General features: G+C 62.1%; 25 protein-coding genes, 2 pseudogenes and 1 other annotated feature. Of the genes and pseudogenes, 11 read left to right on the top strand and 16 right to left on the bottom strand.

Annotation, left to right across the window (positions count from 1 at the left end):
• Positions 1-195: 195 nt before the first annotated feature.
• The 5 genes from tnpB to F4U95_RS23025 form a co-directional block, all read right to left on the bottom strand.
• On the bottom strand, positions 196-543 hold the full coding sequence (tnpB, locus tag F4U95_RS23005) for an IS66 family insertion sequence element accessory protein TnpB (RefSeq protein ID WP_006957496.1): 348 nt from the start codon (positions 541-543) through the stop codon (positions 196-198).
• Positions 540-983, bottom strand: coding sequence for an IS66-like element accessory protein TnpA (tnpA, locus tag F4U95_RS23010; protein ID WP_246171692.1), 444 nt, complete (start codon positions 981-983; stop codon positions 540-542). Before tnpA ends, tnpB begins: the two co-directional genes overlap by 4 nt.
• A gap of 312 nt (positions 984-1,295) precedes the next feature.
• Entirely contained in the window at positions 1,296-3,092 is a 1,797-nt protein-coding gene (locus F4U95_RS23015) for a DUF2326 domain-containing protein (RefSeq protein ID WP_120253372.1), read from the bottom strand.
• Positions 3,079-3,327: an ABC-three component system middle component 8 gene (locus F4U95_RS23020; RefSeq protein ID WP_120253373.1), complete on the bottom strand. Its 249-nt coding sequence runs from the start codon at positions 3,325-3,327 to the stop codon at positions 3,079-3,081. The genes F4U95_RS23015 and F4U95_RS23020 overlap by 14 nt, the downstream gene beginning before the upstream one ends.
• Positions 3,314-4,273 carry an ABC-three component system protein gene (locus tag F4U95_RS23025; RefSeq protein WP_120253374.1) on the bottom strand — a complete coding sequence of 320 codons (960 nt, stop codon included), beginning with the start codon at positions 4,271-4,273 and terminating at the stop codon, positions 3,314-3,316. Before F4U95_RS23025 ends, F4U95_RS23020 begins: the two co-directional genes overlap by 14 nt.
• Positions 4,274-4,314: 41 nt before the next feature.
• On the opposite strand from F4U95_RS23025, the gene F4U95_RS23030 reads away from it, so the two are divergent.
• Positions 4,315-4,506: a hypothetical protein gene (locus tag F4U95_RS23030; protein WP_145986317.1), complete on the top strand. Its 192-nt coding sequence runs from the start codon at positions 4,315-4,317 to the stop codon at positions 4,504-4,506.
• A gap of 158 nt (positions 4,507-4,664) precedes the next feature.
• Here the strand turns inward: F4U95_RS23030 and F4U95_RS23035 are convergent, their stop codons facing one another.
• The 3 genes from F4U95_RS23035 to F4U95_RS23045 are packed head-to-tail and all read right to left on the bottom strand — an operon-like array spanning position 4,665 to position 8,441.
• Positions 4,665-6,704 carry a M3 family metallopeptidase gene (locus tag F4U95_RS23035; protein ID WP_425505089.1) on the bottom strand — a complete coding sequence of 680 codons (2,040 nt, stop codon included), beginning with the start codon at positions 6,702-6,704 and terminating at the stop codon, positions 4,665-4,667.
• Positions 6,682-7,497 carry a transglutaminase-like domain-containing protein gene (locus F4U95_RS23040; protein ID WP_120253376.1) on the bottom strand — a complete coding sequence of 272 codons (816 nt, stop codon included), beginning with the start codon at positions 7,495-7,497 and terminating at the stop codon, positions 6,682-6,684. The genes F4U95_RS23035 and F4U95_RS23040 overlap by 23 nt, the downstream gene beginning before the upstream one ends.
• The gene (locus F4U95_RS23045; RefSeq protein WP_120253377.1) at positions 7,491-8,441 is read right to left on the bottom strand and encodes a transglutaminase family protein; all 951 of its coding nucleotides are present in this window, start codon (positions 8,439-8,441) and stop codon (positions 7,491-7,493) included. Before F4U95_RS23045 ends, F4U95_RS23040 begins: the two co-directional genes overlap by 7 nt.
• Positions 8,442-8,456: 15 nt before the next feature.
• On the opposite strand from F4U95_RS23045, the gene F4U95_RS23050 reads away from it, so the two are divergent.
• Positions 8,457-9,233 carry an N-formylglutamate amidohydrolase gene (locus F4U95_RS23050; RefSeq protein WP_120253378.1) on the top strand — a complete coding sequence of 259 codons (777 nt, stop codon included), beginning with the start codon at positions 8,457-8,459 and terminating at the stop codon, positions 9,231-9,233.
• 39 nt (positions 9,234-9,272) lie between these two features.
• Here F4U95_RS23050 and nhaA read toward each other — a convergent pair whose 3' ends face one another.
• Complete coding sequence (nhaA, locus tag F4U95_RS23055) at positions 9,273-10,658, bottom strand: Na+/H+ antiporter NhaA (protein WP_120253379.1); 1,386 nt, start codon at positions 10,656-10,658, stop codon at positions 9,273-9,275.
• 459 nt (positions 10,659-11,117) lie between these two features.
• Between nhaA and F4U95_RS23060 the strand changes: the two genes are divergently transcribed.
• Positions 11,118-11,927 (top strand): S1/P1 nuclease, encoded by an 810-nt coding sequence (locus F4U95_RS23060; protein WP_120253380.1) that lies wholly within the window; start codon positions 11,118-11,120, stop codon positions 11,925-11,927.
• A gap of 19 nt (positions 11,928-11,946) precedes the next feature.
• On the opposite strand, the gene F4U95_RS23065 is transcribed toward F4U95_RS23060, so the two are convergent.
• From F4U95_RS23065 to F4U95_RS23080, 4 genes and pseudogenes are all read right to left on the bottom strand, one after another.
• Positions 11,947-12,657: an SDR family NAD(P)-dependent oxidoreductase gene (locus tag F4U95_RS23065; RefSeq protein WP_120253381.1), complete on the bottom strand. Its 711-nt coding sequence runs from the start codon at positions 12,655-12,657 to the stop codon at positions 11,947-11,949.
• A gap of 263 nt (positions 12,658-12,920) precedes the next feature.
• Positions 12,921-12,976, top strand: a sequence feature (sul1 is cis-regulatory element that is thought to sense ions involved in sulfur or methionine metabolism; They are found in Alphaproteobacteria).
• Positions 12,977-13,067: 91 nt separating this feature from the next.
• A pseudogene (locus tag F4U95_RS23070) lies at positions 13,068-13,382 on the bottom strand (isocitrate lyase/phosphoenolpyruvate mutase family protein); the annotation flags it as partial.
• A gap of 90 nt (positions 13,383-13,472) precedes the next feature.
• A complete protein-coding gene (locus F4U95_RS23075; RefSeq protein WP_120253382.1) occupies positions 13,473-14,093 on the bottom strand; it encodes an alpha-ketoglutarate-dependent dioxygenase AlkB in 621 nt (206 codons plus the stop codon).
• Positions 14,094-14,101: 8 nt separating this feature from the next.
• The gene (locus F4U95_RS23080) at positions 14,102-14,527 is read right to left on the bottom strand and encodes an SOS response-associated peptidase family protein (RefSeq protein WP_120253383.1); all 426 of its coding nucleotides are present in this window, start codon (positions 14,525-14,527) and stop codon (positions 14,102-14,104) included.
• A gap of 155 nt (positions 14,528-14,682) precedes the next feature.
• Between F4U95_RS23080 and F4U95_RS23085 the strand changes: the two genes are divergently transcribed.
• The 4 genes from F4U95_RS23085 to F4U95_RS23100 all read left to right on the top strand — a co-directional run bounded on the left by F4U95_RS23085 (position 14,683) and on the right by F4U95_RS23100 (position 17,251).
• On the top strand, positions 14,683-15,300 hold the full coding sequence (locus F4U95_RS23085; protein WP_120253384.1) for an SOS response-associated peptidase: 618 nt from the start codon (positions 14,683-14,685) through the stop codon (positions 15,298-15,300).
• Complete coding sequence (locus tag F4U95_RS23090) at positions 15,300-15,716, top strand: DUF1810 domain-containing protein (protein WP_120253385.1); 417 nt, start codon at positions 15,300-15,302, stop codon at positions 15,714-15,716. The genes F4U95_RS23085 and F4U95_RS23090 overlap by 1 nt, the downstream gene beginning before the upstream one ends.
• 161 nt (positions 15,717-15,877) lie before the next feature.
• Positions 15,878-16,936 (top strand): metallophosphoesterase, encoded by a 1,059-nt coding sequence (locus tag F4U95_RS23095; RefSeq protein WP_197716511.1) that lies wholly within the window; start codon positions 15,878-15,880, stop codon positions 16,934-16,936.
• Between the two features lie 57 nt (positions 16,937-16,993).
• Positions 16,994-17,251, top strand: coding sequence for a hypothetical protein (locus F4U95_RS23100; RefSeq protein WP_150426894.1), 258 nt, complete (start codon positions 16,994-16,996; stop codon positions 17,249-17,251).
• Between the two features lie 6 nt (positions 17,252-17,257).
• Here the strand turns inward: F4U95_RS23100 and F4U95_RS23105 are convergent, their stop codons facing one another.
• Genes F4U95_RS23105 through F4U95_RS23115 form a run of 3 tightly spaced genes read right to left on the bottom strand, consistent with a single transcriptional unit; the run spans position 17,258 to position 18,420 of the window.
• Positions 17,258-17,554: a GNAT family N-acetyltransferase gene (locus F4U95_RS23105; RefSeq protein ID WP_172598887.1), complete on the bottom strand. Its 297-nt coding sequence runs from the start codon at positions 17,552-17,554 to the stop codon at positions 17,258-17,260.
• A gap of 27 nt (positions 17,555-17,581) precedes the next feature.
• Positions 17,582-18,001 (bottom strand): secondary thiamine-phosphate synthase enzyme YjbQ, encoded by a 420-nt coding sequence (locus F4U95_RS23110; RefSeq protein ID WP_120253616.1) that lies wholly within the window; start codon positions 17,999-18,001, stop codon positions 17,582-17,584.
• Positions 18,002-18,021: 20 nt separating this feature from the next.
• Positions 18,022-18,420: a GFA family protein gene (locus tag F4U95_RS23115; RefSeq protein ID WP_120253386.1), complete on the bottom strand. Its 399-nt coding sequence runs from the start codon at positions 18,418-18,420 to the stop codon at positions 18,022-18,024.
• Positions 18,421-19,066: 646 nt separating this feature from the next.
• Here F4U95_RS23115 and F4U95_RS23120 point away from each other — a divergent pair.
• The 4 genes and pseudogenes from F4U95_RS23120 to F4U95_RS23135 all read left to right on the top strand — a co-directional run.
• Positions 19,067-19,843 (top strand): ImuA family protein, encoded by a 777-nt coding sequence (locus F4U95_RS23120; RefSeq protein WP_120253389.1) that lies wholly within the window; start codon positions 19,067-19,069, stop codon positions 19,841-19,843.
• A 181-nt stretch (positions 19,844-20,024) separates the two neighbouring features.
• Entirely contained in the window at positions 20,025-21,578 is a 1,554-nt protein-coding gene (locus F4U95_RS23125; protein ID WP_246171693.1) for a DNA polymerase Y family protein, read from the top strand.
• On the top strand, positions 21,578-24,838 hold the full coding sequence (locus F4U95_RS23130; RefSeq protein WP_120253391.1) for an error-prone DNA polymerase: 3,261 nt from the start codon (positions 21,578-21,580) through the stop codon (positions 24,836-24,838). The genes F4U95_RS23125 and F4U95_RS23130 overlap by 1 nt, the downstream gene beginning before the upstream one ends.
• A gap of 249 nt (positions 24,839-25,087) precedes the next feature.
• Positions 25,088-25,744 (top strand): annotated as a pseudogene (locus F4U95_RS23135) (IS21 family transposase); the annotation flags it as partial.
• Positions 25,745-25,993 lie beyond the last annotated feature (249 nt).

The raw sequence follows: 25,993 nt of genomic DNA on the forward strand, positions 1-25,993 counted from the left end.
GCGCGCAATCTGCACGCGCAGCGTATCGATCAGGATGTCGCGGGCGGAAATATCGGCGTGGGCAGCTGCCAATGCAGCTTCAAGCTCGGCGATCCGAGCGTCTTTATCAGGGGTGGAAAGGCCTGCGTCCGACACCACGATCATATAGCAGATCGATGGTCGAAACGCTAATAAAAGCACCAGAAAATGGGCGTTTTACCCCGCCAATGAAGGAGTGAAAGTGCGTTCAGGTCGCCGCCAGTCGATGCCTTCCAAGAGCATCGAAAGCTGCGCCGCCGTCATCACCACCGATCCCGTCTTGGTCGACGGCCACACGAAGCGCCCCCGGTCCATCCGCTTGGAAAACAGACACATGCCCTGGCCGTCGTACCAAAGCAGCTTCACCAGATCGCCGCGCTTGCCCCGGAAAGCGAACAGCGCACCGGAATGGGGGCTCTGCTCCAGAACCTGCTGCGTCATCACCGCCAGGCCGTCGAAACCCTTACGCATGTCGGTCGCACCGCAGGCCAGGAAGATCCGCGTCGATGGCGGCAGCGGGATCATCGCGTCAGGATACCGATCACCCGTGACAGGGCATCGGCATCGACCGTGGCATCCACGCTCACCCTGATACCAGACGGCAGTTCGATGCCAATCACGCCGCCGCTGCTCGCTGCAACTGTCGGGGCAGGCAAGGCTGGCTGCTCGCTGATCTGCACCTCCGCAAATGCCGGCTCGGCCAACTTGCGAACCCCGGCAAGCTCACCGGACATCGCCTGGCGCCGCCAAGTGTAGATCGAGCCGCTGCCGACATCATGGCGTTCACAGGCCGTACGCACGCAGCCGTCCGGGCCGAATGCATCCCGCAGCACGAATAGCTTCTGCTCTACCGTCCACCGCCGCCGACCCGACACCCGGCTAACGACCTCGATCCGACTACTCATACGATTACTCATATGACTACTCGCCCGTTCGCTTGCTGAATCCTCGATCTCGTCCGACACCCGCCACCTCGCTAAAAGAGCGGCAATCATCCCGGCGAATGGGCACCGCGCAAGGCGGCCCTCAGGCCCCGCTTACGAATTGGGATTGGTTGCGCCTTTTGCTCCAAGGGCAGACCCCCTGTCTGGTGCAGGGCGGAATAAGCATGAGCTGCCCCCCAAAACACGCACATCAGCGGCGGCGCGTGACCGAGCCGGGCTCGACGCACAGGGCACACATATCCCTCGCGCGCTCGAAACCGTTGGCACGGACGAGGCCCGAGCTACCCGTCCGGCCCTTCGATGCAAAGAAATGGCAAAACCGATCGGGGAAACCTACCAGGATGGCATCTTGAATAGTCGGCCACTCTCATCCTCGTCATGCAAAAGCAGCACGATTTCGTCCTTCTCGAAAAATGGCTGCTCGGCTGCTCGCTTGGGCAAATCAGAATCAATCAGGGTGACGATCGACTGGATTCCCATGCCGGTATAGCGTCGCAGGACAGAGATCAGGACCTCCTTCTTACGATCATCCAGCGATTCCAGCACGCCGTCGTGGTAAGCAAAGCGCGGAAATGCGTCGCCCAGATGCGCGCGGATGAGTGCGAGATCGAACGCGACGCAAAGCAGCTTTCGGTAGCTGTGCCCACGATCGGCGCTGGTGGCGTTGCCAGCATCGTCGAGCAGTTCGGCCTTGAACTCCAAGTGCCCCAGCTTGTTGACTGAGACATTGAGTAACGCCTTGCTATCGATCACCTCTTCGACGATTTCGTTGAAGTAGAGCCTGATCGTGGAGAAGAGGCTATCGGGGCTGCCGCTCTTCATTTCGACGTCGGCCTCGATCGCGCTTTGCAGGTGGATTTTGTCCTCCTGCAGCGCTCGGATATTGGTGCGCAGCTGCTGCAGGCGATGGACGAAGTCGCGCTGCCGCTGGAGCGACTGGACGTCGGCACGCAATGTCACCAGTTCGCTGGTGAACCGACGGTATTTCGCAAAGCTGTCCGTTTCGCTCAGGAAGGCGAGCATTTCCGCCCGTCGCTTTCCCAGAGTATTGAGCTCGCCGTTGACCGCCTTCAGTTCGACGTCGATGTCGGCGCGTTCCTCGATCAGGTAGCCCTGCCGCTCTTCCGTGATCGCCTTGTTGAAATTGATCAGCTGTTGGAAGTCGCGCTTGATTTGACCTCCAAAGAGCACGCCGGCCTCTTTGAACAGTTCAGCGGCCTCGTCGGGGTTGAAGAGGATCTGATCGTCTTGGAGCGAGGCGACGATCTTCTTCCGATTGGCCATAAGCGAGTAGCGGCGAGCGTTCAGCACCGCGATCCGCTCATCCACCTTGTCGACCAGAATTTTGGTTTCCGACTTGTCTTCGCTGCGAAAGTCGAAGCCGTCGAGGAGTGCCTGCTTCTTCTCGATCTCCCGCGTTTTCAAAAGGAGAATGCCGTCAATCTTGCCGGCGTCCTCGATGTCACCGCCACCAAGCTCCTGCCGGATGTTGACGGATTTGGTCTCCATTTCCGTGAGCGCCGCTTCCTTGTCATAGAGCTCGGCAATAAGCTCCGCGTCAAACCCCAGGATGTGGGCGAGGAAGGGCTTCCAGTCGGCATGCGAGTTGGCGAAACGCCGCAGGTGGAAGACGTCTCCGAAATCCTCCTGCGATCGCAGAAAATAGCCAAGCCCCTTGCGGTAATGCCAGGGCTTGAGCGCGCGCCAGTCCAGATAGCTGTCCAGCATATCCTTCGCCCGATCGAACGGCACATCCACATGATCCCATTCACGATCTGCGAGCGCGGAGAAATCCTGATGGCGCGCAAAATGCTTCTTAAACGCAATCCGGCTGTGCTCGGCGACGCCGCGGCGCACCGTGACGTAGGTTCCATCAAGCAGCTCAATCTCAAGGAAGAACACGAACTCTGCAAACCGGTCCTCATGCCGGAACAGGAAGAACCTGGGGTCTTTGCCGGCCAGGAACCCGAAGTCGAGCAACCGGCCGAGCGTCGTCTTGCCCAGATTATGGGTATCTCGGTCCTGGTTTTCGGGCAGCCGAATCTGCGCCATGACGACGTTCAACTCGGGCGCGAATTCCACTGCGGCAAAGAGGTCCGGCCGATCGGTATAGAGCTTAGACGGCTTCATTCAGGCCAACATACTCGAAGGAATCCGTTTTGGTATGGTAGATGATCAAGCCCAGTAGGAACAGGAAATTGAGCGAGGGCAGGAATAGCACATCGCCGCCCGGCACGGCCTTGCGCGCATAGGCAAGCAGCGAACTGTAATCCGCCAGCCGCTTAGCCTTCAGCCTTTTTAGCAGAAGCAGGGCAACGTTCACGACGGTACGGTCGGGATGAGCATGTTTGCTAGGCCGCAGCATCGTCCGCCCCAAGACCGATGTCGCAGTTCCAGTACATATAGAAGAGGACCGCGCGCGTCAGTCGCTTGTGCTGACGCAGCAGCGGATCGCGGTTGAACAACAGATCGACCAGATAATTCATGACTGCGTCGAAGTTCTGGTAATCCTTGCGTTTTGCGATGATCTTAAGCTCGAATTCCTCAACCGCCGTCTCGTAGGCTCGCAGAATGTGCTGGTTCTCAGGCGCGGCGAGAAACGCTCGGATTTGTGCGGTGTCCTTCAGATACAACTTGCGCTGGAGCTTTGCATACTCCGGCGTCATCTGATTGACGGTGTTCTTCACCTCATAAGACGTGCGCGCCTCCGGCGGCTGATCGATCGTCTCGGTGATAAGCGCGTTGTGCGCCGCGAAGGCTTCGACGACCTCGGCCAGTTCGTCGGGCGAAACGATCAGCGGAGAATCGATAGGGTCGAGCCTGGCAACTCTTGCGACTTCGGGAAATTGCTTCAACCAGGATTCGAGCTGCTCGATGCCGCACAGATAGATCGAGCCTTCAGGCAGGCCGGTCGCTCCAGCGATGAAGGTGGTGATCGTCTGCTCGGCATTGCCCGCGAGCCTTCGGTTTGCGAACAGCATGTAGTGATCGAGCTGGTTGGCAGCGCGCAGCTTTTTGACCCGCAGCACCTCTTCGCCGATTACGCTTTTGTCGGATTTGGTACTGTAGAATTCCGTCTCGGAGAAACTCTTGTTGTAGCCGTTGGTGTGCTTCGCCTGGACAATCACCGTACCGACCCAGGGGGCAGCGGTACTCGGCATGAGCTGCGCGGTGCCGACGAACTTCGCATCACGACCGCCATCAGGGCCTTTTGCAAAGCCCTTCACCCCCACGCCGAGCAACTGGCGACAAAGCAGCACGATGAGCGCCTCGAACTGGTCGTCTCCAAGATCTTCGTATCGAAACATCATGTCAATATCAGTTAGCCACGCCTTCGATGATTGCGGTTGTGATGTCGAGCGCCACCACGGACGGCACTTCTATCGCAATTCCGCTGCTGGCCAAGCTGTATTTCGAGGCTGCGCAGGTCAATTCCCTAGCAAAAAAACAAACGCATGATCGACATGATTGGCACATCCTTCATCTAGCTTTCCGCTTCCGAGAATCAGAAAGTCGAGAGAGCGGGCTGTCCGGATTAGGTTGATCTGACGGAAGCTCAAGAATCGATGTTGCTCGCGCTAAATGACCGGAAAGAAGCACGTTGCTGCTGCTGCGTCGTGTCGGTAGAAGCAGGATGAATGTCAGCCTTCCTCAATTCCTAATCCTAAAGCCGACGTTCGCGAAAGTCTCAACGTCGGCCGATCAAGCTCCCACCAAGTGCCGCGCGCGCATCAGCGCCTGTGCGTCGGGCGCACGGCCCAAGAAGGCGCGGAACGACTCCATAGGATCGCGACTGTCGCCAGCGGACAGTATTTCGTCGCGGAAACGCGCGGCGAGTTGCGGGTCGAAAATGTCGCCCGTCTCGATGAACGCCTCGAACGCATCGGCGTCCAGCGCTTCGGACCAGGCATAGCTGTAATAAGCGGCGGAATAGCCGCCGTCGAAAATATGGGTGAAGTAGGGAAAGTGATGGCGCATGCCGACTTCAGGCGGCATCCCCAGCCGGTCGAGTTCCGCCGCGACAAAGGCGCGCGGGTCCGTCTCCGCCGCTGTTTGCTGATGGACGGCGAGATCGACCAGCGAGCAGCCGATCAGTTCGACCGTGGCGAAACCCTGGCCATAAGCCTCGGCCTGGCGGATCGCGACGATCAGATCGTCGGGCACGCCGAAGCCCGCCAGCACTTCCCGGCTGACGATCCAGTTTTCCATGAACTTGCTGGGAAACTCGACGAAGTCGCGCGCGACTGCTGTGCCAGACTGGCTGGGATAGGTGACGCGGGAGAGCAGGCCATGCAGCGCATGGCCAAATTCGTGGAACAGGGTGCGCGCCTCATCGATCGACAGGCGGGTCGCGCCGCGATCGGGCGGCGGCGCGGCGGCGAAATTGGCGACGAGATATACGACCGGGCGAACGTCGCCATCCATCGCTTCCTGCACCCGCAGGCTGCCCATCCAGGCACCGCCATGCTTATCCGGCCGCGCCAGATAATCGGTGTAGAGCAGGCCCACCGCGCCGCCATCCCTGTCCGTAACTTCCCAGGCCCAGACATCGGGATGATAGCCGGCAATGTCGGCCCGCCGGGTGAAGCTGAGGCCATAGAGGCGCGCGGCGGTGTCGAACGCCGCCTGCCGCACCGCGTCGAGCCGCAAATGCGCCGCCACCGCCGCGCCGTCCAGCGCATAGCGGGCGCGCCGCACCTGCTCGGCATAGAAGCGCCAGTCCCAGGGCGCGAGGGCAAAGCCCCCACTCTCCGCATCGATGAGCGCCTGAAGCTCCGCCGCTTCCTCCGCCGCCCTGCGCTTGCCCGGCTCCCAGAGTTGACGCATCAGATCGGTGGCCGCCTCCGGATCATGCGCCATGCTGTCTTCCAGCGCATAATGGGCATGGTCGACATAGCCCAACAGCACCGCCCTCTCCCGCCGCAGCGCCAGCGTTTCGGCGATGATCGGCCAATTGTCATACGTGCCGCCGTCACAGCGATCGGTGAAGGCGCGCCACAGCGTTTCGCGCAAGTCGCGCCGCTGCGAGAAGGTCAAAAAACCCTCAAAATCGGTGCGGTCGAGCGTGACATGGTAGCGGCCCGCCTGCCCCTTGGCCGCTGCGCGCCCGGCGGCCGCCTCACACATGGCGGGCGGCAGTCCCGTGAGATCCTCCGGCCCCAGATCCAGCACCCAGGCCGCCGTCGCCGCCAGCACATTCTGCCCAAACTGCACCGACAGGGCCGACAGCCGCGCGTCGATGGCGGCGAAGCGTTCCTTGTCGGCGGGGGCAAGCGCTGCGCCGCCGCGCAGAAAGCCGGCATGACTGCTTTCCACCAGCCGGATCTGCTCAGGTATCAGGCCGCTCTCCCGCCGGGCGGCATGGACCGCGAAGATGCGCGCGACGAGCGCGTCATTATGACTGATCGCAACTGAATGGGCGCTCAGCCGCGCCGATATTTCCGCCTCGATCGTGCGGATGCCCGGCGTGCCCTGCGCCGAGGACAGCGTCCAGAACAGCCGCCGCACCCGCGCCAGCGCCTCGCCTGACCGCTCCAGAGCGGCGATACTGTTATCGAAGGTCGCCGGTGCTTCCTGCCCGGCGATCGCGGCAATCTCCGCCTCATGCCAGCCGATCGCGGTCGTCAGCGCCGGCAGGAAATCCTCGTCCCGCACCTGCGCGAAGAGCGGCGCGCCGAGCGGGCCGGTCCAGGGTTGCAGCAGCGGGTTGGCAATCGGATCAGTCAAGAAAGTAAACCTCATCGGTATGGACCTGGAACCGCACCAGATTTGCCGGGCCAAAGGCGGTCGTCAAGGCGACATCGGTGGCGTCGCGGCCCCGCGCCATCAGGATGCGGCCGATCCGGGGGCGGTTGTGGCGGGCGTCATGGGTGTACCAGTCGCCGTCGATATAGACGTCGAACCAGGCGCTGAAGTCCATCGGCGCGTCCACCGGCGGCACGCCGATGTCGCCCAGATAGCCAGTGCAATAGCGCGCCGGAATGTTCATACAGCGGCACAGGGTGATGGCGAGATGGGCAAAGTCGCGGCACACGCCCTGCCGTTCCTGATAGCCGTTCCAGGCGGTCTTGTCCGGCCGGGCATGATGATAGCCAAACTCGATATGATTGTGGACGAAGTCGACGATCGCATCGACCCGGTCGCGCGCCGCGGCGAGATGACCGAAATTGGCCCAGGCGACGCCCATCAGCCGGTCGGTCTCGCAATAGCGGCTGCCCAGCAGGAAGGGCATCACCGTATCGGGCAATTCCTCGACCGGCATTTGCGGGCCATTCGGCGCGCGCCGGTCCGGCGCGCCACTGTCTTCGATCACGAAGTCGCAGGACAGGGTGACGTTGCCGGGCGGAAGCGTTAGCCGGGTCGCGACATTCCCGAAGCCATCTTCGAAATGATAAAGCGGGATGTCAGGGCTGGCGATGAGCCGCTGGGGCGTTCCCAAATCCTGATGGCGTGACGGATGTAGGCTCAGCATCGCCATCATCGCGACCTTTTTGTCGGTGGAGAATTCGATATCATAACCGCAGCGGATCAGCATGAAGAGGTCTTTCCTGAAGCGCCGACGATCCGGCTGTTAATGGCGCCATGGCCGGTGGTGGGAAACTGGGCAGGATCGGCGCGATGGACGTCGACCGATATGTCCATGCCCAGAAAGCTTGCCGGCAGGCCGAACCAGGTGCCCGACAACGGCAGTGCCTGATAGGGATCGCGCGAGATCGCTACGCGTATGAGGCCACGATTACCAATAATGCCGTTGGTCGGATCAAATTCGACCCAGCCCGATCCGGGCAGGAAGATGCGCACCCAGGCATGGGTGTTGCCGCCGCCTACCACCCCTTCGCGGCGAGAAGGGTTGTAGACATAGCCAGACACGAAGCGCGCAGCAAAGCCCAGCGCCCGCACCGCCTCGATCATAAGCACCGCGAAGTCGCGACATGTGCCCTGCCGCTTGCGCAGGGTCTCGATCGGAGTCTGAGTGCCTTTCTCATGCCGAGGGACATAGGTGAAGTCACGCTGGATGCCGGTTGCGATCCGGGTCAGGAGATCGATCGTGCTGGTATTGCCGTCATTGCTGACGAAGGCCCGCGCCCAGTTGTCGACCACCCGCTCAGGGTCCAGATGTTGACGCTCGATCGAGCGCAGCAGGTCGGGCATATCTTCCGACGAGTAAGTGAAAGGGAAGAGGCGAGCATAGGGTTCGACATCGACCTGCTGCTGCGCCAACGGCGCATGTTCCAGCGTCACTTCGCTGGTGACGACCAGATTCGACGCGCGCTTCTTGAACAAGGCGATGGCTACGGAGTTTCCGAAGACATCGTGCAGCCAGCGCAGTTCACTGGGCCGCGGATCGATGTCGAGCCGGGCGGATAGCAATCGCTGGTCGAAGGCTTCGCGCGGGCGCATCATGATGCGATGCTCGCCGAGCGACACGGGCTGCTGATAGCGATAGGTCGTGACGTGATGGATCGTCAGCAACGGCATGAAAGGAATATCCCGATGGCCCGAGAGGCGACGACGTTGTTGAAACCGAACGATCCGGCGCCGTTCACTATCGATAACGCGGAAGGCCGTTCGCCGTTCCTGTTGATCGCAGACCATGCAGGATCACGCGTTCCTGAGTCGCTGGGCGGTCTGGGCCTAACCGCCGCAGACCGGGCGCGACATATCGCTGTCGATATCGGCACGCGGGGGGTTGGCAGGGCATTGGCGCACCTGCTTGACGCGCCTTTCATCCATCAGACCTATTCGCGCCTCGTGATCGACTGCAATCGCGATCCTGGGCATGAGGACGCCATAGCCATCCAATCCGACGGCACATACATCATAGGTAATGGCGCACTGGACGACGCAGCCAGGCAAGCCAGGATAGCGGCGATCCACACGCCCTATCATGCGGCCATATCGGCCATGCTCGACGCCAGGCAGGCGGCGGGTACTGAGACTATCCTGCTTTCGCTACACAGCTTCACCCCGAAGCTGGGCGGTTTTATCCGGCCTTGGCATGTAGGTGTTCTGCACTGGCTTGGACGCACGGATTTCGCCATCGCAATGCTTGCGCAATTACAGGGCGACAAAGCGATATGCGTGGGCGACAACGCGCCCTATCGCATGGACGCCACCGACTACACGGCACCTTTGCACGCTTTTCCCCGGAACCTGCGCTATGCAGAGATTGAGATCAGACAGGATCTCATCAGCGATCATGATGGCCAAGCTCACTGGGCCGGGAAACTCCAGGAGGCGACGACGTCGGCATGGCGACAATTGCCCTGAGGCGAGGCCAGTCACCCATGCGCGAGGTGGCCGCCGAAGTCAGACCGATAGGCGCGCCGCAACCCGAAGCGCTGCATAACCGGTCAGGCCTGCAAGGGCCGAAGCGACGATGATTGCGAGCGATGCTATCTCCTGAAGCCCGCCGTCGCTGAACGCCAGTCCGGATATGAAGAGCGAAATCGTAAAGCCGATACCCGCTAGCGATCCTATCGCCGCGATCATCGGCCAGCGGACATTGTCGGGAAGGCGCGCAAGGCCCAGCCGGGTTGCGATCCAGCTGAAGCTGAGGAAACCCACCGGTTTGCCCAGGCACAGCCCTATCAGGATGGCGGGTGCAAGCGTCGAGTGAAAGCTATCTGCAATGAGATCGGGACTGATATGTACCCGGACGTTGGAGAGGGCGAAGAGCGGCAACACGACATAACTGATCCAGGGCGAAAGGAGCATTATGACCCGTTCTCCTGTTGCATGCGTGGCGCTGGTCATCTCGTCTAGATATCCCAGGCGCTCCTGCGCCTTCTTTTCCGAGCGTCTGGCGTCGGCCCCCTCCCCTTCCCCTAAAGCATGGCGGTGCGCCTGCTGAAATTCATCAATCTCGTCCTGAACATTGTCAGCAAAATCATTGCGGCCAAGCCTGGGATAGACCGGCACAAGAAAGCCAAGGAGCACCCCTGCTATCGTGGTATGAATGCCCGATCGCAATATGCCGACCCACAGGATGATAGCGAGCAGCACATAGGGGATGCTCGCCCCCCAGCGCAGGTGGCGCAAGAGATAGATAGCGGCAAAGCCAATGGCCGCAATCAACAGGCCATCGATATAGATCGCGTCGCTATAGGCCGCAGCGATGACCAACAGCCCCCCAATGTCGTCGATCGCTGCAAATGCAAGAAAGAGCGCGCGTACGCCATCTGGCAAGCGCGTGGCAAACAGGCCGATCAGCGCCAGGCCAAAGGCGGTGTCCATGGTGATGACGGTGCCCCAGCCCGTCATAGCCTCACTGTCTCGCGCGATCAGCCAGAACAAGAAAACCGGAACCAGCATGCCGCCGATGGCGCCTGCCATCGGGAAAATAGCGGTGCGCAGTTCCGACAAAGCACCGCGCACCAGCTCGCGTTTCACATCTGCGCCTATGATGATGAAGAACAGCGGGAGCAGTGCGTGGTCGATCCATTCCGCAAGGCTATGACTGATTAGCTGACGGCCAAACCCAAAGTGGAGCTGCGTATCCCAGAACCGTTCATAGCTTTCGCGCAAGGGGCTGTTCGTGAACAGGAGCGCCGCGATCGTTGCCAGTAGCAGCGGTCCGCCAATGACGTCCTTACCTCCAAAGAAGGGCTCAATCCGATCTAGAAATTTTGCCCGGGCGGGCGCATGTTGCCGCCTTGCAGTTGTCGCGCCCTTCTGGCGGGGAGTGATGGCCATGTCATGCAAGCGTCTATCAACAGTTAGAGTTCCAGCTTGAACCTCACATGACAGCTGGCAGCCTTTGGCACTGGCAATGCGTCGAAATTTCGAGTTGAACGCTCTCGTGACTGTCCGGCGAGGTGTGATCGCGGGCGCCCGCAAAGCCATATTTGGATTGTCAGGTTCAGCCGATTTCTTTTTTGCAAGCGACCTGACTGCTTTGTCCCACACCCGGCCAAAATATGAGGGCCAGCCCAAACCCCATCGCCTAAGATAGCCTCCAATCAACCGCCCCCGTCGGCTCCCCCTGCATCCGATGGCATGTTTCTCCGCCTTCTCTCAGCTACCAGATCATCCGGCACTCGCCGCAAGGCTTCCAAGCGCGCCAGCCCCTCAGACCCGCCCTTTCCCCACAAAACTGGCGTCCCAAGCCATCCCGCGCTGGATCACCTCGCCGACCCGCCCTATGGCACCCCCATGCGCTTCCTTCTCACCAGCCTCACCGCAGCGATGACCCTTGGCCTTGCCACACCCGCCCAAGCATGGGGACCGATCGGCCATCGCGTGACCGGTGCGATCGCCGACCGGAACCTGAGCGGGGTTGCCCGCGCCAATGTGCGGCTGCTTCTGGGCGAGGACGATCTGGCCGAGGCCGCGACCTGGCCCGACGACATGAAGTCCGACCCTGCCGACTTCTGGCAGAAGACTGCCAGCCCCTGGCATTATGTCACCGTCAAGGAAGGCGACGTCTACAAGGGTTCGGACGCTCCGCCGCAGGGCGATGCCATGACCGCCCTTACCCGCTTCACCGCCACGCTGCGCGACCCCAAGGCACCGGTGGAGGACAGGCGCCTTGCCCTGCGCTTCATCGTCCACATCATCGGCGACCTGCATCAGCCGCTCCACGCAGGCGGCGGCGATGATCGGGGCGGCAACAACGTCAGGGTCACATGGTTCGGCCGAGCCACCAACCTCCATTCAGTCTGGGATTCAGCCATGATCGAGCAGCGCTCGCTCTCTTATTCGGAGCTCGCCGACTGGCTTTCCCGGTCCATTACCCCAGAGCAGACGATCCTGTGGTCGCAGAGCGACCCGCAGGTCTGGCTGCGCGAGAGCATCGCGCTGCGCAAGACTATCTATCCCGCCGATCCCGCGCTTTCCTGGGACTATGCCTATCAGCATCGCACGCAAGTCGATGGCCGTCTCCAGCGGGCGGGCATACGCATCGCTGCCTATCTGAACTGGCTGTTCGAGCCTGCTGCAACGACTCCCGCAAAGGCGCGCTGACCCGAGATACGGCCCTGCTTCAGAACGGGATTTCCTGTCCCTCATAGTCCAGCAGCTTCCCGCTGTCGGCGACCTTGAGGCCCTCAATGACATCGAGAAGCTGCAGGGCCGCTCGTTCGGCATCGAACAGCCGACCGGCTGCGACATTAGCTTGAAACGGCCTGGAAAGCATGGTGTCCACCGTGCCGGGATGCAGGGCAACCACGATCGCGCGATCGTTACGCCGCTTCTCCTCGATGGCGAGATTGCGCACCAGCATGTTGAGCGCTGCCTTGGACGCCCGATAGCCGTGCCAGCCCCCCAGGCGATTGTCGCTGATCGAGCCCACGCGCGCCGAGAGCGCGGCAAAAACGGTGCGCCCGGTCCTGGGCATCAAAGGCAGGAAATGCTTGGCCACAAGCGCCGGACCGATGGCGTTTATGGCATAGCTTCTGGCCAGCCACACGGGATCGAGGTCCCGCAGCGCTTTCTCAGGGCCATGGACGCCCTCATGCAGCAGTCCCGTCGCGACGATCACGAGCGTGGGTGCCGGTCCTGCCGCGACATGGGCTGCGGCGGCCGCGATCGACGCCTCGTCCAGCAGATCGATATGCTGCGCCCCTGCCCGCGATCGGCCAAGGCCATGCACCCGCTCGAACGCGCCTTCCTCAAGCAAGGTCGCCTCCAGCGCGCCACCGATACCGCCGGATGCGCCGACAATGACGGCGCAACGCTTTGCAGCGCCGCTCATGGCTGCGTGCATCGCACAAAGGGGCGCACGGCCTGGAGATCAGGCATTGCCGCATGAGAGCTTCCACCCATGACCTGCATGTTCCACCACCGATACCGTGGCGCCCCGGCTCCCTGCCATACGACTTTCATCAATCCGAACTCCCTGCTCCGTGCGCCCACGCGGTAGGTCAGACGGACAGACCAATGCAAGCGACGCCAGATCAAGCCCGGGCGAGGCCCGTTGCAACATGGCGGCTCTATCGTCAGCGACCGGCCTATTGGCAAGGACCCGGTGCAAATCCGGGTGGCTACTTCGGCCGCCGGTCCGCCGGACAACGTAGGTCGCCCGACGGTCCGCCAGCTTTCCACTGCGTCATCGCCTGCAACACAGGTCGGTTCCCCCATCATGAACAACACCGCTCTTTCGCGCTACCGCGCAGAATGGTTCAGTGGCGCGGCCAGATCCGTGTCGTAGAGGATCGAGCCTGACCAGGCCTCGATCGCCAAACCCGCAATGTCGGTATCGAGCGCAAGTGTGACGTTGGCCGCCACGCCTTCAAGATCATCGGCAAAGCCATTTCCGAAGTCGGCATTGACGAGGAGATTGGTGGCCGCGACCTGCAGAGGCAGATGGCCAAGCACCTTATCCAGGCTGAGATCGCCATCATCCCTGCCCGTAGCCCAGGCCGCGCCCGCGCTCGTCGAGGCAATGGCCTTAAAGCCGAGCTTCGTCACCCGAACGGCGCTGCCCGCATCTCAGGCATTGGGAACGATGAAGAAGCCGCTGTCATGCAGGCGACGGAAATGCAGGCGCAACTCGGCAGTCGTCATGGATCAGCTCTTCTTTTCGTCTTGTTCGATCATCCGTTTGGCCTTCGCTGACAGGGATCGAAAGGTGATCGACCAGCGAGTGGCGTCCATGGCGGCAATGCCATGCTCCCAGTCATGCCGCGCCTCGCCACTCAGATGATATATCGAACGAGAGGCAAGCGCAGCGTTGAACCGCGAAAAGCCTGTCGGGGTTCGGCGCCGCAGACGTAGGGTAGCCGCCTGCCCCAGCGAAATGCCCACGACATGCTCGAAGACGGGGCGATCTTTATGCCAGCCGATGCCGGCGCCAGGATCATAGCGGGTCACAAGCGCCTGGACGAGTTCGGAAGCGTCGAGCCCGGCAAAGTAAGCGGCGCGCAGTCTCAACGAGTTCAGCCATTCAGGCATAGGCTCGGCGCGCGCGAAAGCGCCATTCTCGAAATCATAGCTCCAGCCAAAGCTGCAGGTCAGCCTGTGCCCGGTCCACTGCTGGAACCGGAAGGGCGTGAGTGGGACGCCCGCAATATGCGCGATGAGCATCTGTTCTTCGCGCGTGGTCAGGAACTGCTCGGCCTGCGCAAAGCCCGGCAGTTGTGGCTCTCCGAACAGGTCGGCCTGCCCTCCAATCTTAGCGATCGCTTCCATGGAGAAGCTCAGAGCGCCAAAGCCGTCTGGACCGGCTTGGGGTCTATCTCCACGATCGTGAAGATATGGGCGGGCGGCGTCACGAGGAGGTCCGTCTCCGGCACGGTCAGGTCCAGCCACTGCATCACCTGGCGCCGATGGATGATCGCGCCCTGGCGCTCCTGATAGTGCATGACCTGCGGGTTAGCGTCCAGCGTCACGATCCGATAGCTGACCGGCCATTTGCCCATCGCAGGTTCCCAGATGGCGGCGAGATAGAAGAAATTGCCGTCCTCAAGCGTCACGCGAAACTTCCGGTCGCCGTTGCGGATATGAAATTCCGATGCCGCGACGAGACAGCGATGGCTTGGGAATGTGCGTCCTTCGGACCGCACGAACTGATAGCTTACACCGTCGCTGAACTGCGGATTGGAACCCCAGGCAGCCTCGATCATCTCTACCTCTTGAAAATTGTCCGGATTGCGTCGGATGATGGCACGGCGGCTGCCAGGCCCGGCATCTGGATCAAAAGCAGTAGGTGTCGAGTCCATGAAAAGAACATATAACGAACATTGGGCATCGGCAAGGCTGCCGATCAGGAGAACGGCCTATGTGCAATGACTACCGGCTGATCGTCGATATCGCCTCGATCGTCGAGGATTTCGAGGACCTGAAGATCAAGATCAAAATGCCTGAGGGCAAGCCCAATGTGGCGGCGCGCGAGGACATCAAGATCACCGATGCCGCCCCGATCGTCCGCAGCGTGGAAGGCGAACGCGCAGCAGGAGAGCTTGTCAGCCGCCGCTGGAGCTGGGCCGGGCAGAAGGGCCGTCCCGTCTATAATTTCCGATCCGAAGGGCGCCAATTCACCTCCCACCGCTGCCTGATCCTGGCCGACGGTTTCTATGAGTTCACAGACCCTGCCGACGCAAAGCAGAAGCGCCTCGACAAATGGCTCTTCACCATGGCGGATCATCGCTGGTTCTGCATTGCGGGCATCTGGCGCGCGGCGCCCGAGGGCGAGGCCTTCACCATGCTCACTATGGACGCGGGGCCCGATGTCGCGACCTATCACCATCGCCAGATCATCCCGCTGCCGCGCGACCGTTGGGCCAACTGGCTCGACCCAGATGTTCCTGCGGAGAAGACGCTCGCCTGGATGCCCAAGGGCAGCCTGCCCGTGACCCAGGTCTACAGGTCGTCACCGGCCCAGCCGGCGCTGCTCTGATGGCTAGCGCTGACTTGGTACGATTTCTCGAGGCACAGGCCGGCGTTTACGAAATCGCCCTTGCCGAGATCGCTGGCGGCGCCAAGCGCTCGCACTGGATGTGGTTCATTTTCCCGCAGCTACGTGGCCTTGGGAACAGCGCCATCGCCCGGCATTACGGGATCGCGTCGCTGGCCGAGGCCCGCTGCTATCTCGACCATGCGGTCCTTGGAGCGCGATATCTGACCTGTGTCGAAGCACTACAGCGCCTGGAAGGAGATGATCCCATAGCGGTTTTCGGTTCGATTGATGCCATGAAGCTGCGATCCTCCCTCACCCTCTTCGAGATCGCGAGGTCCCTCCCCCTCTTCGACGAAGCCATCGAACGCTGGTTTGACGGGGAGCGCGACGATGCCACCCGACAGCGGATCGGTTAAGCCGGCAAAATGTGATCCCATTGCCATTGTCCCGCCCGGTTCCCACCTATGGCCGGCATCTCGCAATCTGCGAATCGCAATCTGCAGCCCGGAGCCCTCCCATCTTTCACCTGATCTTCGCGCTGCCCGCCATTTTGGTCATCACCCAGTTCCTGTGGCCTATGGCTCTGCCGCTGCTGGCGAAGATCTTGGTAGCAGCCCTCATGCTCGCGGCCTCGCAATTTCAGTTCTGGAGCAAACTGTCCTCCGGATCGGTATTCGCACCTGAATTTCCGCGCAGCGTCGTCATTCTCTTCAATTGGGCGAGTGGGAGCATCCTGTTTCTCGCGCTGATGCAGTTGCTGCTCAGCGCTGGGTATCTCGGCGTCTGGATGGCGTCCGGCAACGCCCCGGCTGTGCCGGAAACCCTTCGCTATGCGATGGCAGGCGCCTCCGGTCTGCTGGGCGCTATCGGTGTGCTGAATGCCGTGCGCGTCCCGCCGCTCAAAGATGTCGACCTTCTTATTCGAGACCTGCCTTCGCAATATGAGGGCTACACGATCCTTCAGCTCACCGACCTCCATATCAGCCGTCTGTTTCCCGCTTCATGGACTGGGAAAGTCGTCGACCGCGCCAATGCGCTGGCTGTCGATCTCGTCGTCGTGACGGGCGACGTGATCGACGGCTCCCTTGCGATGCGTCGTGCGGATGTAGCGCCTCTAGCGAGACTTGAGGCAAAGGACGGGATCTACATGAGCCCCGGCAACCATGAATATTTCCTCGGCTTCCGCGAATGGATGCAGCATTTCTCGGAGATGGGGATGCGCATCCTCGGCAATGCCCATGCAATCCTGGAAAGAGGTGGCGCGCGCCTGATGCTGGCCGGCGTAACAGACAGGTCCGCGCCGGCAACCGGCCAGCCCAGGCCGGACCTCGCCGCTGCTCTTGCCGGAGGCCCTGATGGCGTGCCCATCATATTGCTCGATCACCAGCCTGGCGGCGCGCATCGTGCCGCAGCCCGTGGCATCGCGGCCCAGCTGTCAGGGCACACGCATGGCGGGATGATGCCGGGCCTCGCCTGGTTGGTCGCACGCGGAAATGCCGGTTTCGTGTCTGGCTTATATGATGTCGATGGCATGACGCTCTACGTCAACAACGGAACCGGTATCTGGCCAGGCTTCGCGCTACGCCTGCGCCGCCCTTGCGAACTAACACGCCTGACGCTTCGCCGCGCGCCGTGATCTTCCGCGCGATGGCCGCCATGAGCGGCAAGTGCCCACGCAGCCGGGAAGACCTTGATGCGATACGACTATGACCATGGCCGCCGCGATGGCCTTCGCCTCGCCTTGGCCGCGCTGGCGGCAGAGGAAACCAAATGGGCAGTCTTGCTGGGAGAGAGCCGCTCCTCGCGAACCAATGCAGCCCGTCAGATACGGCACAAGGCGATCCAGATCGCCCAAAAGCGCTTGCAGACTATCCTGAACCGACTGATAGCCGATGAAGACACTTCGGCGACGGCCGAACTGGCATCGGCGCTCGACAAGCTGGGTCTTTAGGGCTGATCAGCCCGGCGCATCGATCGCCAGCAAATCCTGCTCCCGCGGATGACGCTCGATATAGGCCGCGACAAATTCACAAAGTGGAACGACCTTGAGATTCTGCGCACGTGCATCGGCCAGTGCTGCTCTGACGAGGCGGCTGCCCACGCCCTGCCCCTCGAGCGCAGTGGGCACTTGGGTATGGGTAAAGACCAGTGCGCCCTCGCGCCGATCATAGGCCGCGATAGCCAATTGGCCGTCGACCAAAAGCTCATAGCGTCCTTCGGTCTCATTGTTTCGAACATCACCTATATTGGCCATGATCCTGTCTCCGGTTCGATCCGCTCGTCACTCGCCCATGAGATGAAGGGCGAGCCGCCGGGCGTGGCCCACGCGTCTATGCTCGAACAAGTAGATGCCCTGCCATGTTCCAAGGCTCGGCGAGCCATCGATCACGGGAATGGAAAGCTGCGCCTGGGTGAGCGCCGCGCGCAAATGCGCTGGCATATCATCGGGTCCCTCGTCGTCATGGTCGTATCGATCCGGGTCCTCTGGCGCGATCCGCGCGAAATAGGCTTCGAGATCGCGGCGGGCCGCGGGCGCCGCATTTTCCTGGATGAGCAGCGAGGCCGATGTGTGCTGGCAGAAGATCGTCAGCAGACCCTCGACTATGCCGCTTTCCTCTACCCAGCGCCGGATCAGCCGGGTCACCTCGTGCAAGCCCTGCCCTGCCGTATCGATCGTCAGGATCGTCGTTTTCTGTAGCACACCTGCCTCCGCGCCGAAGTTCAACTCTCGCGATCGCGCGAAAATTGCGGAACCGCAAGCGCCGCGATCCAAGGCAGCCGTCTGATGGTCCAGCTCTCATATTGCGGGACGAGGCCCGATGCATCCTCGAAGCTAGCGACCGGCAGCTCGACTTCCGCCCCTGTCAGATTGGCGAAGCGCGATCCGCAGACCTGACAATAGAGCCGGCGATAGTCTGGGCTGCTCTCCCACTGCGCGTAAGTCCCTGACAGGCTGACTGCAGTGCGCGGAAAGACGGCGAAAGCGAGATAGGGCGCTCCATGTGCCTTTCGACAGACGAGACAATGGCACAGGCCGACCCGCAAGGCCTTGCCGTGCGCAACGAAGCGTAGAGCACCACAGGCGCAGCCACCCGACCGTTCCAGTGTTCCGATCGACATCACTGTAGTTGGCTCCGGCATTGAACCATCACCCTTTGGCCCTGCTCAGCTGTTTTCTGTTGGCGTTCATCTTACGCTGATGATTGCTTGTCGCCTTCCTCCCGCCGCTGAGCGGTGAGGCACCCACCGTGCCCGCCGTCATAAGCATTGGTGGCTCTGCATCCGATTGAACCTTCGTGGCTACCATGCGCTGCGCCTCCTTCCGGGCGCATGGTCCGCCCATCGCGAACCGCGTCATCCTCAGCATGATCACGGCATTAGCCTCCGCGCCAGTTGCCACAGCGACAGACCGGTCGTTATCCAATCCTGGAAGGTTTTCCGGGCCATCAGCATTTCCAGCTCGCTCAGCGCAAAAGGTCAACGCGCCTGCCCGGGATTGTTTCATTGGCCGGCCGGTGCGTTCTTGGTCCTTCAAGTCGCGATAGAGCGGCGAGTTACGCCACTGCTGCGGGGCCGCTCCGCATAGCCAATATCCTGGTTGTCCGCAAAAAATCGGAGTGGGTGTCGACAACCAATTGAAAGGTAACAGTTTCGCTATGCAGGCCCGGATCGGAACAGAGCATTACGCTTCTTTTGTCCAAGCGATGCTTGACCACGATCGCAAATATGAGGAACATATAGGGAACATTTGAGTCGTCTCGTTTCTATGCCCATTGCCCCTGCCCCCGCCTATCGGCCTCGCGCTGAAGATCTTGCCGCGTTGCGTGCAGAGCTTGACCGTGCGCGACCGGCGCGCAGGCCGGTACTCGCCTTCGGGGTAGCGGAACTGGACGATCGTCTGGCGGGGCATGGACTTGACGGCGCTGGATTGCATGAAATGGCCGCTGCTTCCCCGACTCTCAACGACGACGCCGCCGCAACCCTGTTCGCCGCGGGCATCGCCGCCAGATTTGCGGGCCGCAGGGGGGCCGACATATTCTGGACGGCGAGCCAGTTCGATCTCTACGCGCCTGGCCTTGAGCAAAGCGGCCTTAAGCCGGCCGCCATCCTCTACGCCCAGGGCATGAAAGACAGCATCGTCCTGGCAATGGCCGAGGACGCGCTGCGCGACGGCAGCTTCGCCTGCGTGATCGCCGAGGTGAAGGCAGCCGACCAGACCGCGACCCGTCGTCTACAGCTTGCAGCATCGGATGGGAGCACGCCCGTTCTTCTCTATCGGCGTCATCGCCGGCTTGATCGCTGCCCGTTGAGCAGCCTCTCGTCGGCCATGACCCGCTGGCGCATCGGCTGTACGCCCTCGGCACCCCTTCCCTATCCCGGCGTTGGCCGGGCGCGCTGGCTGGTCGAGCTGGTCCGCCAGCGAAACGGCAATCCTTTTTCCCTCGAGCTGGAGGCATGCGATGACACGGGTCGCCTCGCTCTACCTGCCGCAGCTCCCGATCGAGCGATTGCGACAGGCAGAGCGGCTATCCAGGCCGCCTGAGCCTGGCGCCGTCAGCATCGCCCGACACCTGCCCGCACCTGTCGACGATAATCCCGGCGCATGCTCTGTCCCACGCGGCGGCGGCTGGCGACCGGGCGCGCGTTGGGCCCGCGATGGCGCGCTTGGCAGCCGGCCGAGCCAGTCCGAGATCGACGCGCTTCCCGCCCACCAGCGCCCGACGATGCGCGAGATGGGCAGGCGCAGCGAACATGCCGAGCACCCGTTCCGAACATTGCGTTCAGACGATGGCGGCGACGCCGGCGCCACGCCGCCAAGTCTCAGTTGGGCAGATCTATGGGGCCGACCCACCATAATCATTGCCAGGACCGGGCAGCGTGACATCGTGACGGCCGCCTGCCCCGTTGCGCTGGACCTCGGCCTGCGCCCCGGCATGGCAGCCGCCCACGCGCGCGCGCTCGTCACCGATCTCGACGTGCATGATGCGCAGCCGGACGCGGACCGCGCCTGGCTCGACCGGCTGGCGCTTCATGCCGTCGCGCACTGGACACCGACGGCAAGCGTCTCAGGCAAGGATGGGCTATGGCTCAATCTCACCGGGACCACGCATCTGTTTGGCGGCGAAGAACGCTTCTGTCGCCGGCTACTGCGCTTCCTTCAGCGCCTGGGCATGACCGCCAGCATCTGCGTTGCCGGAACGCCGGGCGCTGCCCATGCGCTCGCGCGATATGGCGGCGAGACGATCAGTCTGCTGCCGACCGGTGCAGAGACACAGGCCATTGCATCCTTGCCGCTCGCCGCGCTGCGCCTCGATCCCCAGGCGCTCGTCTCGGCGGCACGCTTCGGGATCGAGCGGATCGCCGATCTCTATCCCATACCGCGCGGCCCGCTGGCGCGACGCCTCGGGCTCGCGACCGTTGAACGGCTCGACCAGGCGCGCGGCGCCAGGCCCGAGCCGATCATCGCGGTCGTTCCTTTCACAGCACCGCGGGCCGCGCGCGGCCTGCTGGAACCCATCGGCACGGCCGAGGCGATCAATCAGGTGATCAGCGATCTGGTGGACGATATAGCTGCCCAGCTGCTGGCTCGTGGCGCGGGTCTTCGAACCGGCATCCTGGCCTGCGATATCGTTGACGGGAGCGAGCAGCGCGTCGCAATCGGGACGGCGCGCGCGACCCGGGATGCCCGGCATCTCAAGCGCATGTTCGCAATGCGGGTGGAACGGATCGATCCGGGCCTTGGGATCGAAGCGATGTCGCTCGTCGCGCCCCGCATTGAGGATCTCAGCGCCGAGGCGATCAATGCCAGCTTTGCCATTGAGGATCGGCCGGCCGATTTGGCGCCGGTCATCGACCAGCTTGCCGGCCGCATAGAGCCCGACACACCCTTTCGCCTGTCGTCGCGCGAGAGCGATGTGCCAGAACGCGCGGTCGGCCGGATTGGCCCCCTGGAGGCCCCCATTGGCTGGCCCCGCTGGCAGCGCCCGGTGAGGATGCTGGGGCGCCCGGAACTCCTTTCAAACGTCGTGGCGCTCCTGCCCGACCATCCGCCCCGGCGCTTTACCTGGCGTCGAACGGATTATCGTGTCGTGGCGGGCGATGGTCCTGAACGGATCCATGGCGAATGGTGGAGGAGTGCTCGCGAGATGTGGGCGGTACGCGACTACTTCCGGGTCGAGGCGCAAGGCGGGGCGCGCTTCTGGTTGTTCAGGCGAGGCGACGGCGTCGACGAGCAGACCGGAAATCTGAGCTGGTTCATGCATGGGATCTTCGGCTGATGTCCCGCTATGTCGAGCTCCAGGTCATAAGTCATTTTTCCTTCCTGCGCGGCGCCTCATCGCCTGAACAGCTTTTTGCGGCCGCCGCACTTCTGGGACATCGCGCTCTTGGCTTGGCCGATTGGGGCAGTGTGGCCGGGGTCGTGCGCGGTTGGGACGCGCAGAAGACGACTGGCGTCCGGATGATGCCAGGCGCGCGGGTGACGCTCAGCGATGGCCGCACACTCCTGCTCTATCCGACAAACCGGTCCGCCTGGAGCCGGCTCACTCGTCTCCTGACTTTGGGTAAGGCGCGTGGCGGCAAGGGGTGCTGCATCCTCGCCTGGAGCGATGTCGACGCCCATGCCGAGGGCATGGTGGCGATCCTGCTGCCCGATCAGGTGGACGGCTCGACGGCGGCGCATCTGGCGGACCTGCGCGCAGTCTTCGGCACCCGCGCCCACATCGCACTTGTGCTTCGACGCCGCCCCGAAGATGCCGCGCGACTGCATGCGCTGGCCGCCTTGGCACGGGCTGCAGGTGTGCGGGCAGTAGCCACAGGCGACATACTCTATCATGACGCTCAGGCCCGCCCGCTCCAGGACGTCATGACCGCGATCCGCGAACGTAGCACGATCGACGCCCTTGGTTTCAAACGGCAGCGCTTTATGGATCGCTGCCTCCAGAGCCCGCAGGAAATGGAGCGGCGCTTCGCCGCTTTTCCCGACGCGATCCAGGCGAGCGCTGACATCGCGCAAATGTGCCAGTTCGACCTCAGCGAAATCCAGTATCAATATCCCTATGAGGAGGTGATCGCCGGGCGAACGGCCCAGGAAGCCCTGGTCGATCTGACCTATGCAGCGGCGCATCGCTTGTTTCCTGATGGCCTCCCATGTGCCTATCGCAGCCAGATCGACCATGAAATCCGCCTCATCGACCAGCTTGGCTACGCCCCATATTTCCTGACGGTCAACGCGATCGTCGCCGAGAGCCGCCGTCGCGGTATTCTCTGCCAGGGGCGCGGCTCGGCCGCGAACAGCTGTGTCTGCTATATGCTGGGCATCACCTCTATCGATCCCATCCGCCATGAACTGCTCTTCGAGCGCTTCGTCAGCGGAGAGCGCAAGGAGCCGCCCGACATCGATGTCGATTTCGAACATGAACGGCGCGAGGAGATCATCCAGTGGATCTATGAGACCTATGGCCGTACTCGTTCGGCTCTGACCGCGGTCGTTACTCGCTACCGGACCCGTGGCGCGGTTGCCGAGGTCGGCAAGGCGCTAGGCCTGCCGCGCGACCTCACCAAGATGCTGACGGGCCTGGTGTGGGGCTGGTCCATGGACGGCATTACCCAGGAGCAGATCGAAAGTCTCAATCTCAACGCGGACGATCATCGCCTTAAGCTCACCCTTGAGCTTTCCCGTCAGCTGATCGGCACCCCGCGCCACCTCTCCCAGCACCCTGGCGGGTTTGTCTTGACCCAGGATCGGCTCGACGACCTCGTGCCGATCGAACCAGCGCGCATGGATCAGCGGCAAATCATAGAATGGGACAAGGACGATATCGATACCCTCAAGTTCATGAAGGTGGATGTTCTTGGCCTCGGCATGCTCGGTTGCATGAACCGTGCCTTCAACCTGCTGGAAGAGCATAAGGGTATCCGCGTCGGCATGTCCGATCTTCAGGAAGATGATCCGGCCGTCTATGCCATGATCCAGAAGGCGGATACGCTGGGCGTCTTCCAGATCGAAAGCCGGGCGCAGATGTCGATGCTGCCCAGGATCAAGCCGAAGGAATTTTACGATCTCGTCATTGAGGTGGCGATCGTGCGCCCCGGCCCCATTCAGGGCGACATGGTCCACCCCTATCTGCGCCGCCGTGAGGGAAAGGAGAAGCCGCAATATCCCAAGCCTGAACTGGAGGCGGTATTGAAGAAAACGCTCGGCGTTCCCCTCTTCCAGGAGCAGGCGATGAAGGTCGCGATCGTGGGCGCCGGCTTCACGCCAGCCGAGGCCGACCAGCTCCGCCGCGCCATGGCGACCTTCAAGATGACCGGCGGGGTCAGCCATTTTTATGACAAGCTGGTGAACGGCATGGTCGAGCGCGGCTATCCAAAGGACTTTGCCGAGCGCACCTTCAAGCAGATCGAGGGGTTTGGCTCCTACGGTTTCCCCGAGAGCCACGCCGCCTCCTTCGCCAAGATCGCCTATGCCTCCTGCTGGATGAAGCATCATCACCCGGACGTCTTCTGCGCCGCGCTCCTGAATGCCCAGCCGATGGGCTTTTACGCACCGGCCCAGATCGTGCGCGATGCCCGCAACCATGGCGTGGAAGTCAGGCCCGTCTCGATCAACGCCAGCCATTGGGACTGCACGCTGGAACCTGCGCAAGGTCGATACAAGGCTGTTCGCCTGGGTTTTCGCCAGGTCCGCGGCCTGTCCAACCTGCACGGTGCGGCGATCGCGGCCGCTCGCGGCCCAGCGCTTTATAAGAGTGTCGAGGAGGTCTGGCGGCGCGCGCACGTGCCGCGCGCCGCTATCGAGCGGCTGGCTGAGGCTGACGCCTTTGCCTGCATTGCCCAAGACCGCCGACAGGGTCTGTGGAAAGTGAAGGGTCTGGGCGATGCCCCCCTCCCGCTCTTCGAGGCTGCCGATGCGCGTGACGCGACCTTCTCGCCCGAGGGCATGGAACCCCAAACGAGCCTCAGGCCCATGACGCAGGGACGTGAGGTGGTCGAGGATTATCGGGCTGTGCAACTATCGTTGCGCGCCCATCCTTTAAGCTTCCTGCGCGATCGGCTCGATAGCATGCAGATCGCGCGTTGCGCCGATCTTCCCTCGATCCGCGATGGCCGCAATGTCGAGGTGGCGGGCGTCATCCTTGTGCGCCAGCGGCCAGGCTCGGCCAAGGGCGTATTGTTCGTCACGATCGAGGACGAGACCGGTGTCGCGCAGGGCATTCTCTGGCCAGACCGGTTTGAGATCTACCGGCGGCAAGTGATGTCAGCGTCGATGATCGCCATGCGCGGTCGGTTGCAGAAGGAAGGCGAGGTCATCCACATCATCTGCGACCGGATCATCGATCATAATGATATGCTGCGTTCGATCGGGCAGTCGGAATTCTTCGTTGCGCCCGGTCGCGGCGATGGTGCCACGCATGGCGGCGGCCCCGATCCTCGCGAGCCGGACATTCCACGGGGACGAACGCTGAGTTCCCCTTCCTTTCGCACAAAGATAGAGACGGAAGAACTGCTACATATCCGCAGTCATGATTTCCGCTAATCTAATGCTTAGCCGCATCGAGATGCGCTAAAGCGCCAAGGAAAAGCAGGCGATTGCATGGCGAACTATTAGTTGCGTGTTTCGGAAAATCCCGGACAGTGGTTTCACTAAATCGCGGACAGGCATTTCAGTAAATACGGGACAGGGATTCCGCTAAATCCCGGACAGGGTTTGGGACAGGATCAAGGTTAGGTTTTGTGGTGCGCCGCTCTGGCATTGTTGCTCCTCATCGTTGCGATGGGAGGGGTGATGCCAAGGCGGAAGCAAGCGAGACGAACCGACGTGAAGGACATGCGATCGATTCTCCGGCTGACCTACGATCAGGGTTTGTCGGTACGGGCCGTGTCAGAGCGGCTGAAGCTTAGCAAGACGACGGTGTCGACCTATTTACTGCGGGCGCGCGAGGCTGGGCTGACAGGCTGGCCGTTGCCGGCCGGCTACGATGATGACGCATCGATCGAACGGCTGGTGTTCCGCCGTGTCGGCCGCCCTCCTCAGGATCTGGGCGAGCCGGACTGGCCAGTGGTTGCGCGGGAGATCAAGCGCAAGGGCGTGACGCTGGTTTTGCTGTGGCAGGAATATCGGGCTGCCCATCCCAATGGCTATGGCTATACCTGGTTTTGCGATCGGTTCCTGTCGTTCCAGTGGCGGACCCATGTCAGCTTTCGCAATCGGCATGAGGCGGGCGCCGTCCTGCAAACCGATTACGCTGGGCAGACTGTGCCGCTGATCGATCCTGTGACCGGCGTCATCACCCAGGCACAGATCTTCGTAGCGGTGCTGGGTGCTTCATCCTTTACCTTCGCAATGGCCAGCTTGAGCCAGCAGTTGCCGGACTGGATCGACGCGCAGTGCCGGGCATTGGCCTTTGTTGGCGGCGTTCCGCGTGCGATCGTGTGCGACTCCCAAACCCTGTCCGGGATTTAGCGGAATCCCTGTCCCGTATTTACTGAAATGCCTGTCCGCGATTTAGTGAAACCACTGTCCGGGATTTTCCGAAACACGCACTATATGATCGTGGTGTCGGACGCAGGCCTTTCCACCCCTGATAAAGACGCTCGGATCGCCGAGCTTGAAGCTGCATTGGCAGCTGCCCACGCCGATATTTCCGCCCGCGACATCCTGATCGATACGCTGCGCGTGCAGATTGCGCGC

The sequence above is a fragment of the Sphingobium limneticum genome, assembly GCF_008710165.1.
Lineage (GTDB): Bacteria > Pseudomonadota > Alphaproteobacteria > Sphingomonadales > Sphingomonadaceae > Sphingobium > Sphingobium limneticum.

Excerpts from the sequence above, each read along its gene's own strand:
- tnpB (WP_006957496.1), bottom strand. The coding sequence starts at position 543 with ATGATCCCGCTGCCGCCATCGACGCGGATCTTCCTGGCCTGCGGTGCG.
- F4U95_RS23015 (WP_120253372.1), bottom strand. The coding sequence starts at position 3,092 with ATGAAGCCGTCTAAGCTCTATACCGATCGGCCGGACCTCTTTGCCGCA.
- F4U95_RS23020 (WP_120253373.1), bottom strand. The coding sequence starts at position 3,327 with ATGCTGCGGCCTAGCAAACATGCTCATCCCGACCGTACCGTCGTGAAC.
- F4U95_RS23025 (WP_120253374.1), bottom strand. The coding sequence starts at position 4,273 with ATGATGTTTCGATACGAAGATCTTGGAGACGACCAGTTCGAGGCGCTC.
- F4U95_RS23030 (WP_145986317.1), top strand. The coding sequence starts at position 4,315 with ATGTCGAGCGCCACCACGGACGGCACTTCTATCGCAATTCCGCTGCTG.
- F4U95_RS23035 (WP_425505089.1), bottom strand. The coding sequence starts at position 6,704 with ATGAGGTTTACTTTCTTGACTGATCCGATTGCCAACCCGCTGCTGCAA.
- F4U95_RS23040 (WP_120253376.1), bottom strand. The coding sequence starts at position 7,497 with ATGCTGATCCGCTGCGGTTATGATATCGAATTCTCCACCGACAAAAAG.
- F4U95_RS23045 (WP_120253377.1), bottom strand. The coding sequence starts at position 8,441 with ATGCCGTTGCTGACGATCCATCACGTCACGACCTATCGCTATCAGCAG.
- F4U95_RS23050 (WP_120253378.1), top strand. The coding sequence starts at position 8,457 with ATGGCCCGAGAGGCGACGACGTTGTTGAAACCGAACGATCCGGCGCCG.
- nhaA (WP_120253379.1), bottom strand. The coding sequence starts at position 10,658 with ATGGCCATCACTCCCCGCCAGAAGGGCGCGACAACTGCAAGGCGGCAA.
- F4U95_RS23060 (WP_120253380.1), top strand. The coding sequence starts at position 11,118 with ATGCGCTTCCTTCTCACCAGCCTCACCGCAGCGATGACCCTTGGCCTT.
- F4U95_RS23065 (WP_120253381.1), bottom strand. The coding sequence starts at position 12,657 with ATGAGCGGCGCTGCAAAGCGTTGCGCCGTCATTGTCGGCGCATCCGGC.
- F4U95_RS23075 (WP_120253382.1), bottom strand. The coding sequence starts at position 14,093 with ATGGAAGCGATCGCTAAGATTGGAGGGCAGGCCGACCTGTTCGGAGAG.
- F4U95_RS23080 (WP_120253383.1), bottom strand. The coding sequence starts at position 14,527 with ATGATCGAGGCTGCCTGGGGTTCCAATCCGCAGTTCAGCGACGGTGTA.
- F4U95_RS23085 (WP_120253384.1), top strand. The coding sequence starts at position 14,683 with ATGTGCAATGACTACCGGCTGATCGTCGATATCGCCTCGATCGTCGAG.
- F4U95_RS23090 (WP_120253385.1), top strand. The coding sequence starts at position 15,300 with ATGGCTAGCGCTGACTTGGTACGATTTCTCGAGGCACAGGCCGGCGTT.
- F4U95_RS23095 (WP_197716511.1), top strand. The coding sequence starts at position 15,878 with ATGGCTCTGCCGCTGCTGGCGAAGATCTTGGTAGCAGCCCTCATGCTC.
- F4U95_RS23100 (WP_150426894.1), top strand. The coding sequence starts at position 16,994 with ATGCGATACGACTATGACCATGGCCGCCGCGATGGCCTTCGCCTCGCC.
- F4U95_RS23105 (WP_172598887.1), bottom strand. The coding sequence starts at position 17,554 with ATGGCCAATATAGGTGATGTTCGAAACAATGAGACCGAAGGACGCTAT.
- F4U95_RS23115 (WP_120253386.1), bottom strand. The coding sequence starts at position 18,420 with ATGTCGATCGGAACACTGGAACGGTCGGGTGGCTGCGCCTGTGGTGCT.
- F4U95_RS23120 (WP_120253389.1), top strand. The coding sequence starts at position 19,067 with ATGCCCATTGCCCCTGCCCCCGCCTATCGGCCTCGCGCTGAAGATCTT.
- F4U95_RS23125 (WP_246171693.1), top strand. The coding sequence starts at position 20,025 with ATGCGCGAGATGGGCAGGCGCAGCGAACATGCCGAGCACCCGTTCCGA.
- F4U95_RS23130 (WP_120253391.1), top strand. The coding sequence starts at position 21,578 with ATGTCCCGCTATGTCGAGCTCCAGGTCATAAGTCATTTTTCCTTCCTG.